Consider the following 15,157-nt stretch of genomic DNA (forward strand, 5'->3'; position numbering starts at 1 on the left):
AGAGGTGAGGAAATTGTGGAAGTTTGATTTTGGTCCGGGGGAGCCTGCGGATGGCTACAAAGGAGTGCCACCGGATTGCTTATATACAACTGAACAGGGCTATGGCTTCGAGACTACGGAGCATGTGTACGGTCGAAAAAGGCAGAGTGCAGCCAAGGATGCACGCACGCGGCTGCGAAGCAGCTTTTGTATTCCACTGAACGCTGCATTTGTTGCAGAGGTGCCGGACGGGATGTATCTCGTCACTATACTGGTTGGCGATTCGCAGGCGGAAACGCTCACGCGATTCAAGGCTGGTGAAGGCAAGCACATGCTTCCCCCAGTACACACGCTGCCGGGTCAGTTCACCGAAGCCCTGTTTGCGGTGCCTGTCCGGGGTGGCAAACTACGCCTCACCGTGTCAGGCACCGCGCCACGGCTCAATGCGCTGGAGATTGCGCCAGCGCCACAGACCCTCCGGCTATTCCTAGCCGGAGATTCCACGGTTACGGATCAGGACGCATCCGGCTATCCGTATACTGGCTGGGGCCAGGCTTTGCCCGCCCTGTTCAAGCATGATGTCTGCGTGGATAATCATGCCGTATCGGGACGAAGCTCCAAAAGCTTCGTGGACGAAGGGCGGCTGGATGCCATTTTGGGCGAAATAAAGGCAGGAGATTTCCTGTTCATCCAGTTCGGTCATAATGATCAGAAGCCTGATCCGGAGCGGGCTACAGAGCCTTTTACAACCTACAAGGAGCATCTTCGCCTCTACATCGACGGCGCAAGAAGCCATGGGGCAACCCCGGTACTGGTCACGCCCGTACATCGTCGCTATTTTAACGAGGATGGTACGCTATCTGACACACATGGTGACTATGTAACAGCGGTTCGTGAGCTGGCGGAAGAAGCAAATGCACCACTGATTGATTTGTCTGCCCGCACGCAGGAGTTATATGAGCAGTTGGGTCCCGAAGAGAGTAAAGAGCTTTTTATGTGGCTGCTGCCTGGTGAATACATGAACTTTTCCGGCGGCTTAGAGGATAACACACATTTTCATGAGAATGGTGCGGTTCGTATTGCAGACATGGTGGTGGATGCTGTGAGGGAATTGGATTTGCAACCGCTGCGCATGTATTTACGTTGAAAGACGACCTTTTTATGTACGGGCGTTAAGGGGGTAACTCACGTGAAGCTTACCAAAGGAGGAGACGTGGAAATGCCTGCATTGATTTTTGATGAAGAACAAGTTAAGCAGGTGATCGACCGGGTCGTAGAACGCACATTTCAAATGCACTACAGCTGGGATTGGCCGGGTGGAGTCGCCTTTTACGGAGTATGCGAAGCGTATGAAGCGACAGGGAACGAAAGGTATTTGACCAAGCTGAAAGAATGGGTTGACGAAAATATCGAGGATGGACTTCCATCTCTCTCGGTGAATGGCGTTTCTGTTGGGCACTGTTTGTTGACGCTTTATCAGGCCACAGGTGAGCAAAAATACCTTGATATTGCCATCGAGATGGCAGAATTTTTGGCCAAAAAAGCGGAGCGGTTTGCCGACGGCATTTTCCAGCATACGGTGAACTCACTTCATGATGTATTTCCGCAGCAAGCATGGGTGGATACGATGTTTATGGCCGGTTATTACTTGCTGCGCATCGGTCATCTGTTAGGCAACAAGGAGTATTGGGAGGATGGGGTTCGTCAATATCACGGGCATGAAGAATTTTTGCAGGACCCGGATACGAATCTGTATTATCACGGATGGGATCATGCGAATCAAAGCCGGATGTCAGGAATATATTGGGCGCGCGGCAATTCATGGGCAGCTCTCACGATGGCAAAAGCGCTGAAATTTGTGGAGGTGCAGCATCCATCTTATATGATCATCGACGGCTCGCTGCGTGACCAGCTCAATGCGCTGGTGCGGCTGCAATCCCCGGAAGGGCTGTGGCATACGGTGCTGAACGATGATACCTCTTATCTGGAAACCTCGGGCTCGGCAGGAATTGCGACTGCCTTGCTTATGCAAGGAAGATTGTTTAACAAATACACCCAAAAGGCGATCGACGGTATTCTTTCCCGCATTAAGGACGACGGCACAGTAACGGGGGTATCCGCTGGAACTGCTGTAATGAACGATATTGACGGCTATCGAAACGTTCCATACAAACGCATTCAGGGCTGGGGTCAGGGATTGGCGCTTGCTTTTCTGGCTCAACTGTTGCGTACCAAGGAGAATCCGTACGGCTAGAAGAAGTGGTATAAGCGCCAAAAAGTATTATGGGTAAAGGAGGCTAATAGTATGGGAAATGCTGAACGTTCTCAGGAAAAGGTGGCTAATCAGCCGCGAGGCAGCCTATTCTGGGTCATCCCCGATGGGTATATTCCACCGGAAAGCCGGGGAGAGCTGCTCAGTCATGAGAGTATATGCGTGCTGAATTGTGGGAGCCGTGTGGCAAATCTAAGTATAGACATCTATTTTGAAGACCGCGAGCCATTGGAGGGATTGATCGAGGTGGTGGAAGGAAGACGAACCCGTCATATCCGAACAGCCTCGTTGGAGAAATCCGGCGAACGGATTCCGACAGGCATTCCTTACGCAATTACGGTCACTAGCGATGTGCCCATCATCGTACAATATAGCAGATTGGACACGACACAGCCGGAATTGGCGTTAATGAGTGTCATGGCGTATCCGGTCTAGTCCGACGAGGACTAAGAAGTGAAAAAAGAAATCTCCAGGCTGGAATTGCGCAGCTGGGAGATTTCTTTTTTTGCAGGCAAATGAATGTCTATTTTTAGCCCATTTTTTATGATTTTGCCGAAGTTGTTTTGATCGGCGTGAAGTTTTTTTGCCCTCCGAAATTGGTACCCAGCACGCCGATAATGATCATCACAGCCCCAACAATGTGATAGTAAGCGAGCTGCTCCTTCAAAATGTAAGCACCAGCAATCATGGAAATGAGGGTGGATAAATTGCCGATCACACTCATTTTGGAGGCTTCGATCCACTTCAAGGCAAAGCTCGATAACAGCGAGGTGACGAGGGTAGACAGAATGCCCAGATAAATCAGTGCCATCCAATAATCAGGCTTCACCAGTGGAGCGGTATAGGCGCTCATGGAACCGTCTATGGCATGATATCCCAGTGCCACCACGTTAAAAACGATACATCCCAAAATAGAGGTAACGTAGGTCAATTCCATGGGGTTGTACTTTTGTGTTAATGGTCGTGCCAGCACATTATAGCCGGATAGGCATATTGCAGAAAGCACGAGCAGAAGAATACCGCCATAGCTATTGGATGCTAGCGGTGCTCCGCTTTTCATCACAAATATAAAAACCACGCCAAAGACAGAGAGCAGTAAGGAAATTTTTTGGACTACCGTTGTACGCTCTTTAATAAAATAGGAAGCTAACAGCAGCGTAAAAATAGGAACGGTTGCTTGAATAATTCCACCTTCCGATGAAGAAGTGCTCATCAGCCCGAAGGCTTGCAGTGGAAAATACACTAATGGCGAGAGCAGCGCCAGTGGTAAAATGCGCAAAATGTCACGTAACTTGATGTTGATCTTGATCCAACCGAGCAACACGGGAATGGTCAAAGCGATAAATGACAGCGCAAAGCGGTGGGCGATCACATCCAGCGGGCTCGCCTCTGTGACTGTCAATTTTACAAATAAAAATGAAAATCCAAGTATAGCTGCATAGCTGAGAGCTGCCAGATAGGCGGCTCCATTTCTGGAACGACTGTTCATAATAAACCTCCGTAATAATGACCTTAACCTGTGGTTCTCTCAATATACCCGGATGGCATAACCTGATACAATCCACAAAACCTGCAACTGTACGGGTACAGTTGTGAAATAAAAAAAAGCCGGAACGAAGTCCCAGAGTCGAATACCCTCCCCTAAGACTACTTCCAGCTCTTATCCTATTCATATTCTAGTCAAATTCTATCACTTACTGCTAGGTTTACTTACCTTGTGACATCGCCCGGAACGAATCGTCCGCCGCTTCCAGCGTAGCATCCACATCTTCGTCCGTATGCGCTGTTGTGAGGAACCAGGCTTCGTACTTGGATGGTGCCAGATGAATACCGCGATCCAGCATGTGACGGAAGAAGGATGCGAATGCTTCGCTATCCGTATCCTGCGCCTGTGCGTAATTCGTGATCGGATGATCACAGAAATGCGTCGAGAACGCTCCACGAATACGGTTGATCGTCAATGGTACGCCGTAGCGTTCAGCAGAGGACTGAATACCGTCCGTCAGTCTCACGGCCAGACGTTCCATCTCTTCGTACACGCCTTCCCCTTGAAGGACTTCAAGGCAGGCGATGCCTGACGAGATGGAAGCCGGGTTGCCGGCCATCGTACCCGCCTGATAAGCCGGGCCGAGTGGGGCAACCTGCTCCATGATCTGCTTGCTGCCACCGTAGGCACCAATTGGCAGACCACCACCCATGATTTTGCCCAGCGCGGTCAAATCTGGCTGAATTGCATCATGGTTGTCCAAACCTGCATACGTTTGGGTGGAACCGAAGTGGAATCGGAATGCGGTAATGACCTCGTCATAAATGACGAGTGAGCCGTTCGCACGCGCCATGGAGCACAAACCTTCCAAATAACCGGGCTGCGGCATGACCATGCCGAAATTACCGACAATGGGCTCGACCATGACTGCCGCCACATCGTCGCTCCAACGCTCCAAGGCTTGGCGCAACGCATCGAGATCATTGAATGGCACGGTAATAACCTCACTCGCAATGTTGGTCGTAATGCCTGCACTGTCCGGTATGCCCAGTGTGGAAGGGCCGGAGCCTGCGGCTACAAGTACCAGATCCGAGTGACCGTGGTAGCAGCCGGCAAATTTGATGATCTTGTTCCGCCCAGTATAAGCCCGTGCCACACGAATCGTTGTCATGACTGCTTCTGTGCCGGAATTCACAAACCGGACCTTGTCCATAGAAGGAATAGCTTCCTTCAGCATCTTGGCCAGTTTGATTTCCAATACCGTTGAGGTTCCGTATAATACGCCGTTTGCGGCCGCTTCGCTGATGGCCTTAGTAATATGGGGATGGGCATGTCCGGTAATAATAGGGCCATAAGCCGCCAAATAGTCGATATACCGATTATCATCCTCATCCCAGAAATGAGCACCTTTAGCGCGTTTCATGAATACTGGAGCGCCGCCGCCCACAGCTTTAAAGGAGCGTGAAGGGCTGTTAACGCCCCCGACAATATGCTCCAGGGCTTCTTTATATAGTGCTTCGGAGTTTTCCCGTTTCATCATCAAAAACTTCCTTTCCGTTCATTAAAATAGGGTATACACACGCCAAAGGGCAGCGTTCACGGCTGCCCCTGCATACATCATTATAGCTCTTTTTGACCTGTCTTTGTTGTTGATTGTGTAGAGGCATCCTCATTACTGGTTTTACTGCCCCCTGTAAAAGAAGCTTTATCCGTCTTGGTAGACGATGCACTGTCTGGCTGTTTCGTTTCGTTCTGATCCTTATTTTGTTCCTGTGTTTGTGTGGGTGGATTATTAAAAATATCCTGCACATACGTTTTCAGTTCTTCCGGATCGCGGACAGTAAGAACTGCCGCGCCGCCCACATTCTCTTCTCCGAGCATCTTCATCGGTGGAACCTGTTCGCTGCCTGCAAAGTTGCTTTGGTACCCCACATTCGCCAGCTTCCACATATCGTTAACACTGAGATTCGTGTCGATGTATGGGTTAACCTGCTCTAAAATGTTCGGCAGGTTGGCGATGGAAGTCGTGGTCTGCATTTTCTGGGCTACGGCCTCCAAAAATGCGCGTTGCCGTCCTGATCGGGAGAAGTCGGACATTGCATCGTGGCGGAACCGCACATATTGAAGCGCCGTGTTGCCATCCAGATGCTGCATGCCCTTTTTCAAATCAATATCGTACTGATGTTTATCCGCATTACTTGTATAATGCATATCCTTTTCCACTTCAAAATCAATCCCGCCTACGGCATCCACCAGTTTGATAAAGCCCTGGAAATCCGTGTACACATAATATTGCACTGGGATGCCTAACAGATCGCCAGCCGTCTTCATGGCCGTGTTGGGTCCGTGAGTAATGGCAGTGTTAATTCGATTTTTTCCGTAGCCGGGAATATCCACGTACGTATCACGCAAAATAGAGAACAGGTGGATTTTTTTCTTAACGGGGTCCAGTGATACAACCATCATGCTGTCTGATCGGGGAACTTCCCCTTTCTGGATACCGCGCCCATCGACACCCATCAGTAAAATGTTAACCATATCGGTACCTTCCCACTTGGGCGGTTCTGGTGTACGAACCTGATCGACCTGCTTTACATTTTTGAAGGGGGAGTTAGCACCCTCTTTATGCAGATTATCCAGCTGATTATAAATGGATGTAAAATAGTACACGGCAAAGCCGACAATCGCGACGATTACCACGGCTAGAACCGACCATATCGTCCTTTTGGTTCTGCTTGTCATGGATGCTCTCCCTTTCGCTTTTCAGTTCATTACATTATAATTTCTTTTTGGAGCACAATCAATTTAACTATGGATTTTACAAATCCTGATTGAGAGGTATAACATGCTGGCAATTGATGTGCAGGATCTGCGCAAAACATTTAAGGTTCAAAAAAATCGCGAGGGCCTAAAAGGTGCCTTCCTTGATTTATTCGCCCGCGAATACAACGAGGTGGCCGCGGTCAAAGATATCTCCTTCCGTATTCCGCAAGGAGAAATATGCGGTTATATCGGTGAGAACGGCGCTGGAAAGTCCACCACGATTAAGATGCTGACAGGTATTCTCGTGCCGACATCGGGACATCTCAAGGTGGGCGGTTATGTCCCCTATGAGGAGCGCGAGAAATTTGTAGGCAACATTGGTGTTGTTTTCGGTCAACGTAGCCAGCTTTGGTGGGACATCGGTGTGATCGAGTCTTTTCAACTACTGCGGAAAGTATATCAGGTTCCGGCTACGGACTTCAAACGTAGGCTGGATGAGCTGGTAGAGAGACTGCAATTGCAGGATCTGCTAAGCCGCCCGGTACGCAAGCTTAGTCTGGGGCAACGGATGCGCTGTGAGTTAGTAGCAGCCTTGCTGCACAATCCGTCCATTGTTTTTCTGGACGAGCCGACCATTGGGCTCGATATTATGGTAAAGTCCGAAATCCGTGAGTTTCTAAAGGACATGAACCGGGATTACGGTACGACTATTTTGCTGACGACCCATGATTTGCAGGATATTGAAGCGCTGTGCTCGCGCGTCATTATGCTGGATGATGGGAATATCATTTATGATGGTGGTCTTGAGGATCTGAAGGCGCGTTGGGGTACAGGTCGAGAAGTAAGGTTTCAGTTCGGCACATCGACCCAATTGGAGCAATTACAGGCATGGACTGCTGATATGCCATTGGCTTGGACGATGGATAATGATTTGGCTGCCAAAGTATGGATTCCTCTTCATATTAATGTATCGGATGTGCTCGCAAGCGTAGTCGGTCGCACGGACATTACGGATATCAAAATCATTGAAACCAACACGGATGATATCGTCCGCAGTATCTATCAGTCTGGCTCGGCGGAACGCCAGGGCAATCCGGTAGTGGAGGCCAAAGTTCATGCTTAGCGTATACACCGATTTTATTCGTATCCGATTTCTCACGATGCTGGCTTATCGTGTGAACTATTATTCAGGAATCCTTATTTATTGCATGAATATTGGCGTGTATTATTTCACATACAAAGCGATATATGGCGATGCGGGTAGCATTGGAGGTTTTACCGCTGCTCAGATGACGACGTATGTAGCAGTATCGTGGATGGCGAGGGCCTTTTATTTTAACAATCTGGATCGTGAGATCTCGACGGATATACGTGATGGAAGCATTGCAATTCAGATGATCCGACCTTATAACTATGTACTTGTTAAATTTATGCAAGGACTCGGCGAAGGAATGTTCCGTTTTCTGTTGTTTATGATTCCAGGCATGGCGATTGCGATGCTGCTATTTCCGGTGAAGCTTCCCACGGATCCGGTAGCCTGGGTTGGTTTTCTGGTCATGCTGTTTTTTAGCTTTATGATCAACACTCAGATTAATATTATTACGGGATTAACGGCCTTTTTTATCGAAAATAATGAGGGCATGATGCGTATGAAGCGCGTAGTTGTAGATCTGTTTTCTGGGTTGATTTTGCCAATCAGTTTGTTTCCAGGCTGGCTGGCGACGATCGCCCAATGGATGCCGTTTCAGGCGATTACCTATTTGCCGGGTTCTGTATTTACGGGACGTGTAAAAGGCGTTGGCATCTGGAATGTACTGGGTATCCAAATCATTTGGCTGGTCGTTCTGCTCGTGCCGATGATCATCATTTGGCGACTGGCGCGCAGACGTCTGTTCGTGCAGGGAGGGTAAGCCGATGATGTACTATTTGGGTCTCATTAGCGAATATTTGAAAAATTACATGAAATCACGGCTCACCTATCGGGCCGACTTTTGGGTAGAAGTGATTTCAGATCTGCTGTTTCAGGCCACGAATCTTATTTTTATCCTGGTTATTTTTATGCATACAGACAGTTTGGGTGGCTGGAGTGAAAATGAAGTCGTGTTCGTTTATGGATTTTTCATGGTTCCTTACGGACTATTCAGCTGTTTCGTCAACCTTTGGAACTTTAGCGAGCGTTATATTGTAAAAGGTGAACTCGACCGGGTAATGACTCGTCCTGCGTATAATCTGTTCCAGATTTTCCTTGAAAATGTGGACCCGCCCGCACTGGTCGGCTCAGTGATCGGTCTGATTATTATGGGGATCAGCGGGGCACAGATGGACTTGGCTATGGAGTGGTGGTTCATACCGGCGCTGATCATTTTGAGCCTAAGTGCCGTAGCCATTTATACGGGTATTTACACCATATTGACTTCCATTTCGTTCTTTTCGGATGCGCCCACAGGAATTATCCCGCTCATGTACAATATTCAGGGCTACGGACGTTATCCAGTGACGATCTATAACCGAGCCATTCAGGTTGTGCTGACTTGGATACTACCTTTTGCTTTTGTTGGTGTATATCCAGCCTCCCTATTCCTCCACCGAGAGGACATGCGCCATATGGCTCTCTTAACTCCTGTGATGGGGATTGTCTTTCTGACCTTGGGCTTACTGGCATGGAACTGGGGAATTCGCCGTTACAGAGGGGCTGGCTCATAGGTCAGGTTATATAAGAATCCCCACAAGATAGGAGATGATGAGATGTCCGCGGCATTTACCGTTATTGGGCAAGCAGCACCAGATTTTGAATTGCCTGGCAGTGAGGGAAAGCATGTTAAGCTGTCAGATTATCGAGGCAGTAGGGTGTTGCTGTATTTCTATCCCAAGGATTTAACCTCTAGCTGCTCGACACAGGCTTGTGATTTTCGGGATAAACATACGGAGTTTGAAGGTTTGAACACGGTGATTCTGGGAATAAGCCCAGATCCACTCAAACAGCATGACAAGTTTATTGCCAAGTACGGACTCCCTTTTCAGTTGTTATCTGATGAAGAGCATCAGGTCGCTGAGACGTATAGGGTATGGCAGCAAAAACAGATGTACGGCAAGCAGTACATGGGCATTGTTCGGTCTACGTTCCTTATTGATGAAAATGGTATCTTAGTTCATGAATGGCGTGGTTTAAGAGTAAAAGGACATATTGATGCTGCGCTGGCATACATTCAGGATATGGCGTAAGTGAAGAACCAAAGAAAACCTTTTGAAACCGGATCGTGCTTACAGCGTATCGGTTTCAAAAGGTTTTTGTTAATTTTTGGATACGTTCTGTCGATGCTTCCATTTTTGCTTGCAGAGATAAACACCCCATAAAACAAGCGGAATGATCAAGCCGTTTGTATAATGCCAGGTAGACATGGGATAAACAAGAGTTCTTACATAATAGAAGACATTTGGCGATATCAAAATGGTCATGCCAAACACAAGCGCTCCTGCGGGGATGACAAAGGGGCGGATATTAGAAATTCGGAATAGCTGGGTTGTTCCGAAAGTAAACGCGTAAAAGAAAAGAACACCTTTGAAATAGGCAGCCAGTGCCCAGGTTAAAGCAACAAGCGATTCAACGCGTGTAATATAATTCAATTCATTAATTTTTGTCGTGAGTACAGAAGAAATGTATGGACTGTAATTGGTCACAAAGGGCCCAATCACAAGAAGGGAGAGCAGCAGAAACAGGCTAATCACGATTCCGCCTATAAGGGAAGCAAGCAACATGTCCTTTTTAAAATGGGCTTTTTTGTTTACATAAGGAAAAACCATGAGCATAATAGACATTCCGGCAAAAGGCATTGCCGTGCCTGGAACCATTCCTTTAGCAACAGGAGCTAACCCGTTTTCCAAAACAGGCCGTACATTAGAAAGCTGGATTTGTGGCAGGAGTCCAAGGGTCAGACCAGAGAAGATTAATATATATGCTGGTAATAGCATCTCGCTAACACGACCGAAAGCTTCAATTCCCATTAGCGCAGTAAGCACCATTAGGGATATTCCCATAGCGAGCAGGACACGCAGAGGGGTTTGTACAAATAACTGATTATTCAGGAAATCGCCTACCTCTCTAGCAATAAGAGCGGTGTTCATTAAAAAATAAAACAAATACCAGCAGGAGACAATGGTTCCGAATACGGGCCCGAAAATTTTACGGATCGCTTCAATAAGTGTAAGGCCCGGGTAGAGTTCATGAACACGAATGAGCACGTAAATAATAATTAAACCTAACGGTATGGACAGTATAGAGCTGATCCAGGCATCCTGATGAGCAATATGTGTAATCATAGTCGGATAAATTAAGAGCATATCCCCGATTAAACACATAAACATAAGGACAGTCACTTGCCGAACACTGATACGTTCTTTTTTTGACATTTGTGGCTGCCTCCCTTCTAAAAGCCAAATACATGTGACACAAAAGCGTTAACAGGGTTATAGATGATTTCAATCAGAACCAGCGGGCTTGGCGTAACCTCTGATTTGGCCGCAAGGATACTAAGCCATGTGCCTAATCCGAGCATAATGATGTACACGAACATATCCTTAAAGCGATGCTTTCGGTACAAGCCTGGCAAATCTTTGGCAGCAATGGCTAGAGCGATACAGATAATAATAGTGGTAATTAGCATGTTAAGGCTCCTTTCGTTAAGAGTGAGGGTCAACCAGGTCCCAGGCCGTGACGGCCTTTCAATCTTAACTTGTATACGACAAGCAGCAGCAAAGGCAGGACAACGGAATCAGTCAAATCCCAATAAATCCAGGCGTGAACGATCGTATCCAGATAATAAGTAATGTTGGGTGCCGACAGGATAATTAGACCAAATAGGATCATAAAGCTAGGGCCCAGAAAGGTCCGCACATTGTCTAATCGCAGTAGCTGAGCCATTCCTAAGGTAAAGGCATAGAAGTGTAGAATGGTTTTAACAAAGGTAGTGATAATCCAGGCTGTGCTCATCAGGGATTCAACCCTCTGTAAGAAATTACCTATGTTGATTTTTTTAGATAGCGTATAAGAGGTATACACGCTATGTTCGGTCACAAAAGGGCCTAGAACCATGAGAGAAACCAGAAGTAGTACGCTTAACAAAACACTGGCACCAAGTCCAGATAGTAAAACCGATTTTTTTAGACCCGGTTTTTTGCTCACATAGGGAAAAATCATGAGTAAAAAAGCTAATTCTCCGAATGGGTAGGAGAGCGCAAATATGCTGCCTTCCATAATCTTAGGAATACCTTGCTCCATCATAGGCTTAAGCTGCTGACTTTCACATTGGGGAAGCAAGCACAGGATTAAAAACAAAGTGAAAGTCAAGCACAATGGAAATAAAATTTGAGCCGTACGCGCAATAGGCTCCAATCCCATATACATCCCCCACATAAGCACAAGGATTAAAAGTAAATTGATAACGGGAAGGGGCGTCATCACATAGGTCTGGTTGTTCATAAAATCTCCGACTTCTCTTAAATAAATCGCGGAATTCATTAATAAATGGAATAAATACCATACTGAGATAAGGGCGCCTAGCCACGGACCCAAAATCCGCTGGCAGAGTTGAATAAATGTGAGATCAGGATATAGCTGATGTACCCGCAGGAGTAGCAGTAATACAGCCAATCCTGCTGGGATGCTTAGGAATGAGCTGATCCAGGCATCCTGCTTGGATATACTAGTAATGAGGGAGGGATACACCAATACGCAGTCTCCGATAATACTCAAAAATACGAGTACGGCTATATTTGTAATGCTGATACGCCCTTTCTCCTCCACCCAGCTCACTCCTTCATTTCTTTTTGAAACGATTCAAACAAAGAGCCAATTTTTTTGACTGTAGTTTTTGCCTTATATTCAATCTGTAAGTCCATAAATGGATTTTCTGTTTCTTCTTTTAATTTTTTCCAAAGTTCAGGTTTGGACTGGTGGATCAGCTGACCAAAGCCGAAAATGTCTGACTTAAACTCATGCCGAACGGTCTCTACGGAATGTTTCATAATTTCAACGATTTTTTCATTGCTTGCAGCCTCAATTTCTTTAATATCAGCCATACTGCTTAACTTCATATGCTTACAATTGACCTCTCGTACAGTGCTGTCGTTGGTAACGGATATGGAGATAACAGGCTCTCCATCACGAATGATTACTTTTTTTTGAGTGTCGCTACTTAAGGTTAATAGGGCAATATTACCCCCACCCTGACAATCGGTGTGTCCCGTTGTAGACTCCACTTTATCTCTGATGTAACTGAACCCTTTGCTGTCTTGATCATTGATCCATCCCAGCAATCGGTCTTTTTTGAATACACCAATACCGGAAAACCTCAATATGGTTCCAGGCGATATGCTTTTGGTGGCATCCATACCTTTTTCATTGGACGATTCTATATCTCCCACAGCTTCCAAAGCGGGCAGAGTGGACTGGATGTCGGGATTAACCAGATTGCTAAGTAGTTGATCCATGGTTACTTTGTTGGCAGGAGCCCAGGTTTTGGTTAAGGTGTCTAACGAAGCAAATAATTTATTGGCCGGCAACTTTTCCAGTGGAGTTGGTATCTTTAACATCGTAGAAGCCTTGTTATTCTTGGCTATCGCAATATAAAAGTCACTTCTGGTAAAAGGCTCTCGCATCATGGCTTCAATCGCATCAGCAATTCCTTTTCTCGCATACTCCTCACCTAAAATTAGCATACGAATATGAGATAAATAAATGGAGCGCGGACTTGTAGCTGTCATTTTTTGAATGGCCTCTTGAATCGTGGGCGCTGTGGCCTCATAAGTAACCACTGGAGAGCCTGCACTTGGTGAAGATTTTGAAGCCACTGCAGAAGGAATGACCACCTGAGCGGTTACCTGATACTGGTCTCCTTCCATATCTATCCCGATCCCAATAGCGATGCCCAGCTCATTTAATTCTTTGCGATCCCAGCAACCACCCAATAGTAATGCGATCAGTCCCCAGACGAAGAACAAATGTATGGTCTGCTTCATGGTTGATCCCTTCTGGTTTTCGATTTATTGCCGATCCGTCTTTTTTTCGTTTTTTGGCGGATCGTATTTTGGATAGAGATGGATTGAGGACGTTTCGTCATATGAGGCCAGGGTAAGCGAAACAGCGTATCTTTCATATCGCTTTCCACATAGGGGCCAAACGGACTCATGTAAGATACTCCAAACGATCTCAGACTGGTCAAGTGCAGCAAAACTACGATTAACCCCATCAATATTCCAAGAAGTCCAAAGGCTGCGGCTAGCATCATTAAGGCGAAGCGTATAATACGAACCGCTATCGACAGGCCGTTTTCTGGAATAACATAGCTGGAGATGGCGGTGATTGATACGATAATGACCATAGCCGCCGAGACAACCCCCGCATCCACTGCTGCTTGCCCAATGACCAGTGTGCCTACAATAGATACAGCCTGTCCGACTGTCCTCGGAATTCGGACTCCTGCTTCACGCAAAATTTCATAAGTAATTTCCATGAGCATCGCCTCGACAAAGGCTGGAAACGGTACGCCTTCCCTTTGTGCAGCGAGACTGACCAATAAGTTTGTAGGAATCATCTCTTGATGAAAGGTAGTTACCGCGATATAAACTGCTGGTGCAAGCAAAGCGATAAAAAAGGAAAAGAAACGCAGCAAACGCAGCAAAGTACTGATGTCAGCACGCTGGTAATAGTCCTCCGCCGACTGGAAAAATTGCACGAATAGCGCAGGAATCAACAGAACAAAGGGGGTCCCGTCCACCAAGATAGCGATTCGGCCCTCCAGTAGGCTGGCAGCGACCGAATCCGGACGCTCGCTGTTATAAATGGTGGGAAATGGGGTAAAGGATTCATCCTGAATTTCCTCTTCGATGTAACCCCCTTCCAAAATTCCGTCAATATCAATTCGGTCCAAACGTTCTCTCAGTTCCTGAATAACTCCTTCGTCAGCAATTCCTTTGATATACATCACGGACACATTGGTATGAGTGACTTGACCGATCTGTCTTGTTTCCATCCACAGGCGCGGATCGCGGATTCGCCTACGAATTAGAGCGGTATTGGTACGTAAATTTTCGGTAAAAGCCTCCATTGAACCCCGTACGACACTTTGGGATTGGGGTTCGCTGACACTGCGATCCTCCCAACCGACCGCATCAATCCATATGCCCTTGGCGTATCCGTCCAGCAAAATGATAATACCGCCAGATAGCATCTGGTTGAATAAGGCATCCATTTCGTCCACACTACCTGAGTTACCTGCAATCAAAACTTGATCCTTTAAATAGTCGAACGGTTCCGCACCCTCCGGTACATGATGTTCGTTTACCCGCATTAATGAACGCAGAACGGAATCATGGAGCAATTGAGTGTTAATCAGACCATCGATATAAAACAAAGCTGCTGGCCATTTTTGCATCCATAATAGCTCTTTAATGATTACATCTCCGCTGTTTCCAAAGGAGTTTTCAATATGGTTTACATTATCCCTCAAGTTCGAGGACACATGAGTAAGTGGACAACTTTTATTTTGATTTGGCATACGTAAAATCCTCCGATATTGGAGTTTGTTGGCTTAGTATGCTCTGAATATATGAATTTATGCCTTGACGATTATAGAAACGAATACAGTCTGACATTCGCGATT

General features: G+C 46.7%; 15 protein-coding genes. 7 read left to right on the plus strand and 8 right to left on the minus strand.

What is annotated here, in order from left to right:
- The first annotated feature begins 13 nt into the window (after nt 1-13).
- The 3 genes from T3H97_RS03715 to T3H97_RS03725 all read left to right on the plus strand — a co-directional run bounded on the left by T3H97_RS03715 (nt 14) and on the right by T3H97_RS03725 (nt 2,686).
- Nucleotides 14-1,126: a rhamnogalacturonan acetylesterase gene (locus T3H97_RS03715; protein WP_328801727.1), complete on the plus strand. Its 1,113-nt coding sequence runs from the start codon at nt 14-16 to the stop codon at nt 1,124-1,126.
- Between the two features lie 72 nt (nt 1,127-1,198).
- Nucleotides 1,199-2,233, plus strand: coding sequence for a glycoside hydrolase family 88/105 protein (locus T3H97_RS03720; RefSeq protein ID WP_328802772.1), 1,035 nt, complete (start codon nt 1,199-1,201; stop codon nt 2,231-2,233).
- Nucleotides 2,234-2,284: 51 nt separating this feature from the next.
- The gene (locus T3H97_RS03725) at nt 2,285-2,686 is read left to right on the plus strand and encodes a sensory rhodopsin transducer (RefSeq protein ID WP_134904014.1); all 402 of its coding nucleotides are present in this window, start codon (nt 2,285-2,287) and stop codon (nt 2,684-2,686) included.
- Nucleotides 2,687-2,792: 106 nt separating this feature from the next.
- On the opposite strand, the gene T3H97_RS03730 is transcribed toward T3H97_RS03725, so the two are convergent.
- From T3H97_RS03730 to T3H97_RS03740, 3 genes are all read right to left on the minus strand, one after another.
- Complete coding sequence (locus tag T3H97_RS03730; protein ID WP_328801728.1) at nt 2,793-3,740, minus strand: DMT family transporter; 948 nt, start codon at nt 3,738-3,740, stop codon at nt 2,793-2,795.
- Between the two features lie 217 nt (nt 3,741-3,957).
- A complete protein-coding gene (locus tag T3H97_RS03735; RefSeq protein ID WP_025722139.1) occupies nt 3,958-5,274 on the minus strand; it encodes a glutamate-1-semialdehyde 2,1-aminomutase in 1,317 nt (438 codons plus the stop codon).
- Nucleotides 5,275-5,357: 83 nt separating this feature from the next.
- Nucleotides 5,358-6,479: an LCP family protein gene (locus T3H97_RS03740; RefSeq protein ID WP_103047012.1), complete on the minus strand. Its 1,122-nt coding sequence runs from the start codon at nt 6,477-6,479 to the stop codon at nt 5,358-5,360.
- A gap of 103 nt (nt 6,480-6,582) precedes the next feature.
- Between T3H97_RS03740 and T3H97_RS03745 the strand changes: the two genes are divergently transcribed.
- The 4 genes from T3H97_RS03745 to bcp are packed head-to-tail and all read left to right on the plus strand — an operon-like array spanning nt 6,583 to nt 9,722.
- The gene (locus tag T3H97_RS03745) at nt 6,583-7,623 is read left to right on the plus strand and encodes an ABC transporter ATP-binding protein (RefSeq protein ID WP_190298615.1); all 1,041 of its coding nucleotides are present in this window, start codon (nt 6,583-6,585) and stop codon (nt 7,621-7,623) included.
- A complete protein-coding gene (locus tag T3H97_RS03750; protein WP_053324641.1) occupies nt 7,616-8,410 on the plus strand; it encodes an ABC transporter permease in 795 nt (264 codons plus the stop codon). The genes T3H97_RS03745 and T3H97_RS03750 overlap by 8 nt, the downstream gene beginning before the upstream one ends.
- 4 nt (nt 8,411-8,414) lie before the next feature.
- Nucleotides 8,415-9,203 carry an ABC transporter permease gene (locus T3H97_RS03755; protein WP_328801729.1) on the plus strand — a complete coding sequence of 263 codons (789 nt, stop codon included), beginning with the start codon at nt 8,415-8,417 and terminating at the stop codon, nt 9,201-9,203.
- A 42-nt stretch (nt 9,204-9,245) separates the two neighbouring features.
- Complete coding sequence (gene bcp, locus T3H97_RS03760) at nt 9,246-9,722, plus strand: thioredoxin-dependent thiol peroxidase (protein WP_328801730.1); 477 nt, start codon at nt 9,246-9,248, stop codon at nt 9,720-9,722.
- A 69-nt stretch (nt 9,723-9,791) separates the two neighbouring features.
- Here the strand turns inward: bcp and T3H97_RS03765 are convergent, their stop codons facing one another.
- Genes T3H97_RS03765 through T3H97_RS03785 form a run of 5 tightly spaced genes read right to left on the minus strand, consistent with a single transcriptional unit; the run spans nt 9,792 to nt 15,052 of the window.
- The gene (locus T3H97_RS03765; protein ID WP_328801731.1) at nt 9,792-10,907 is read right to left on the minus strand and encodes a GerAB/ArcD/ProY family transporter; all 1,116 of its coding nucleotides are present in this window, start codon (nt 10,905-10,907) and stop codon (nt 9,792-9,794) included.
- A 17-nt stretch (nt 10,908-10,924) separates the two neighbouring features.
- Nucleotides 10,925-11,161 carry a hypothetical protein gene (locus tag T3H97_RS03770; protein WP_250273067.1) on the minus strand — a complete coding sequence of 79 codons (237 nt, stop codon included), beginning with the start codon at nt 11,159-11,161 and terminating at the stop codon, nt 10,925-10,927.
- A gap of 29 nt (nt 11,162-11,190) precedes the next feature.
- Entirely contained in the window at nt 11,191-12,300 is a 1,110-nt protein-coding gene (locus T3H97_RS03775; protein WP_328801732.1) for a GerAB/ArcD/ProY family transporter, read from the minus strand.
- 5 nt (nt 12,301-12,305) lie between these two features.
- Nucleotides 12,306-13,514 carry a Ger(x)C family spore germination protein gene (locus T3H97_RS03780; protein WP_328801733.1) on the minus strand — a complete coding sequence of 403 codons (1,209 nt, stop codon included), beginning with the start codon at nt 13,512-13,514 and terminating at the stop codon, nt 12,306-12,308.
- A complete protein-coding gene (locus T3H97_RS03785; RefSeq protein ID WP_328801734.1) occupies nt 13,511-15,052 on the minus strand; it encodes a spore germination protein in 1,542 nt (513 codons plus the stop codon). Before T3H97_RS03785 ends, T3H97_RS03780 begins: the two co-directional genes overlap by 4 nt.
- Nucleotides 15,053-15,157 lie beyond the last annotated feature (105 nt).

Source organism: Paenibacillus sp. LX16, assembly GCF_036252815.1.
In the GTDB taxonomy this organism is placed as follows: domain Bacteria; phylum Bacillota; class Bacilli; order Paenibacillales; family Paenibacillaceae; genus Paenibacillus; species Paenibacillus polymyxa_B.

Excerpts from the sequence above, each read along its gene's own strand:
- T3H97_RS03720 (WP_328802772.1), top strand. The coding sequence starts at position 1,199 with ATGCCTGCATTGATTTTTGATGAAGAACAAGTTAAGCAGGTGATCGAC.
- T3H97_RS03725 (WP_134904014.1), top strand. The coding sequence starts at position 2,285 with ATGGGAAATGCTGAACGTTCTCAGGAAAAGGTGGCTAATCAGCCGCGA.
- T3H97_RS03730 (WP_328801728.1), bottom strand. The coding sequence starts at position 3,740 with ATGAACAGTCGTTCCAGAAATGGAGCCGCCTATCTGGCAGCTCTCAGC.
- T3H97_RS03735 (WP_025722139.1), bottom strand. The coding sequence starts at position 5,274 with ATGAAACGGGAAAACTCCGAAGCACTATATAAAGAAGCCCTGGAGCAT.
- T3H97_RS03740 (WP_103047012.1), bottom strand. The coding sequence starts at position 6,479 with ATGACAAGCAGAACCAAAAGGACGATATGGTCGGTTCTAGCCGTGGTA.
- T3H97_RS03745 (WP_190298615.1), top strand. The coding sequence starts at position 6,583 with ATGCTGGCAATTGATGTGCAGGATCTGCGCAAAACATTTAAGGTTCAA.
- T3H97_RS03750 (WP_053324641.1), top strand. The coding sequence starts at position 7,616 with ATGCTTAGCGTATACACCGATTTTATTCGTATCCGATTTCTCACGATG.
- T3H97_RS03755 (WP_328801729.1), top strand. The coding sequence starts at position 8,415 with ATGATGTACTATTTGGGTCTCATTAGCGAATATTTGAAAAATTACATG.
- bcp (WP_328801730.1), top strand. The coding sequence starts at position 9,246 with ATGTCCGCGGCATTTACCGTTATTGGGCAAGCAGCACCAGATTTTGAA.
- T3H97_RS03765 (WP_328801731.1), bottom strand. The coding sequence starts at position 10,907 with ATGTCAAAAAAAGAACGTATCAGTGTTCGGCAAGTGACTGTCCTTATG.
- T3H97_RS03770 (WP_250273067.1), bottom strand. The coding sequence starts at position 11,161 with ATGCTAATTACCACTATTATTATCTGTATCGCTCTAGCCATTGCTGCC.
- T3H97_RS03780 (WP_328801733.1), bottom strand. The coding sequence starts at position 13,514 with ATGAAGCAGACCATACATTTGTTCTTCGTCTGGGGACTGATCGCATTA.
- T3H97_RS03785 (WP_328801734.1), bottom strand. The coding sequence starts at position 15,052 with ATGCCAAATCAAAATAAAAGTTGTCCACTTACTCATGTGTCCTCGAAC.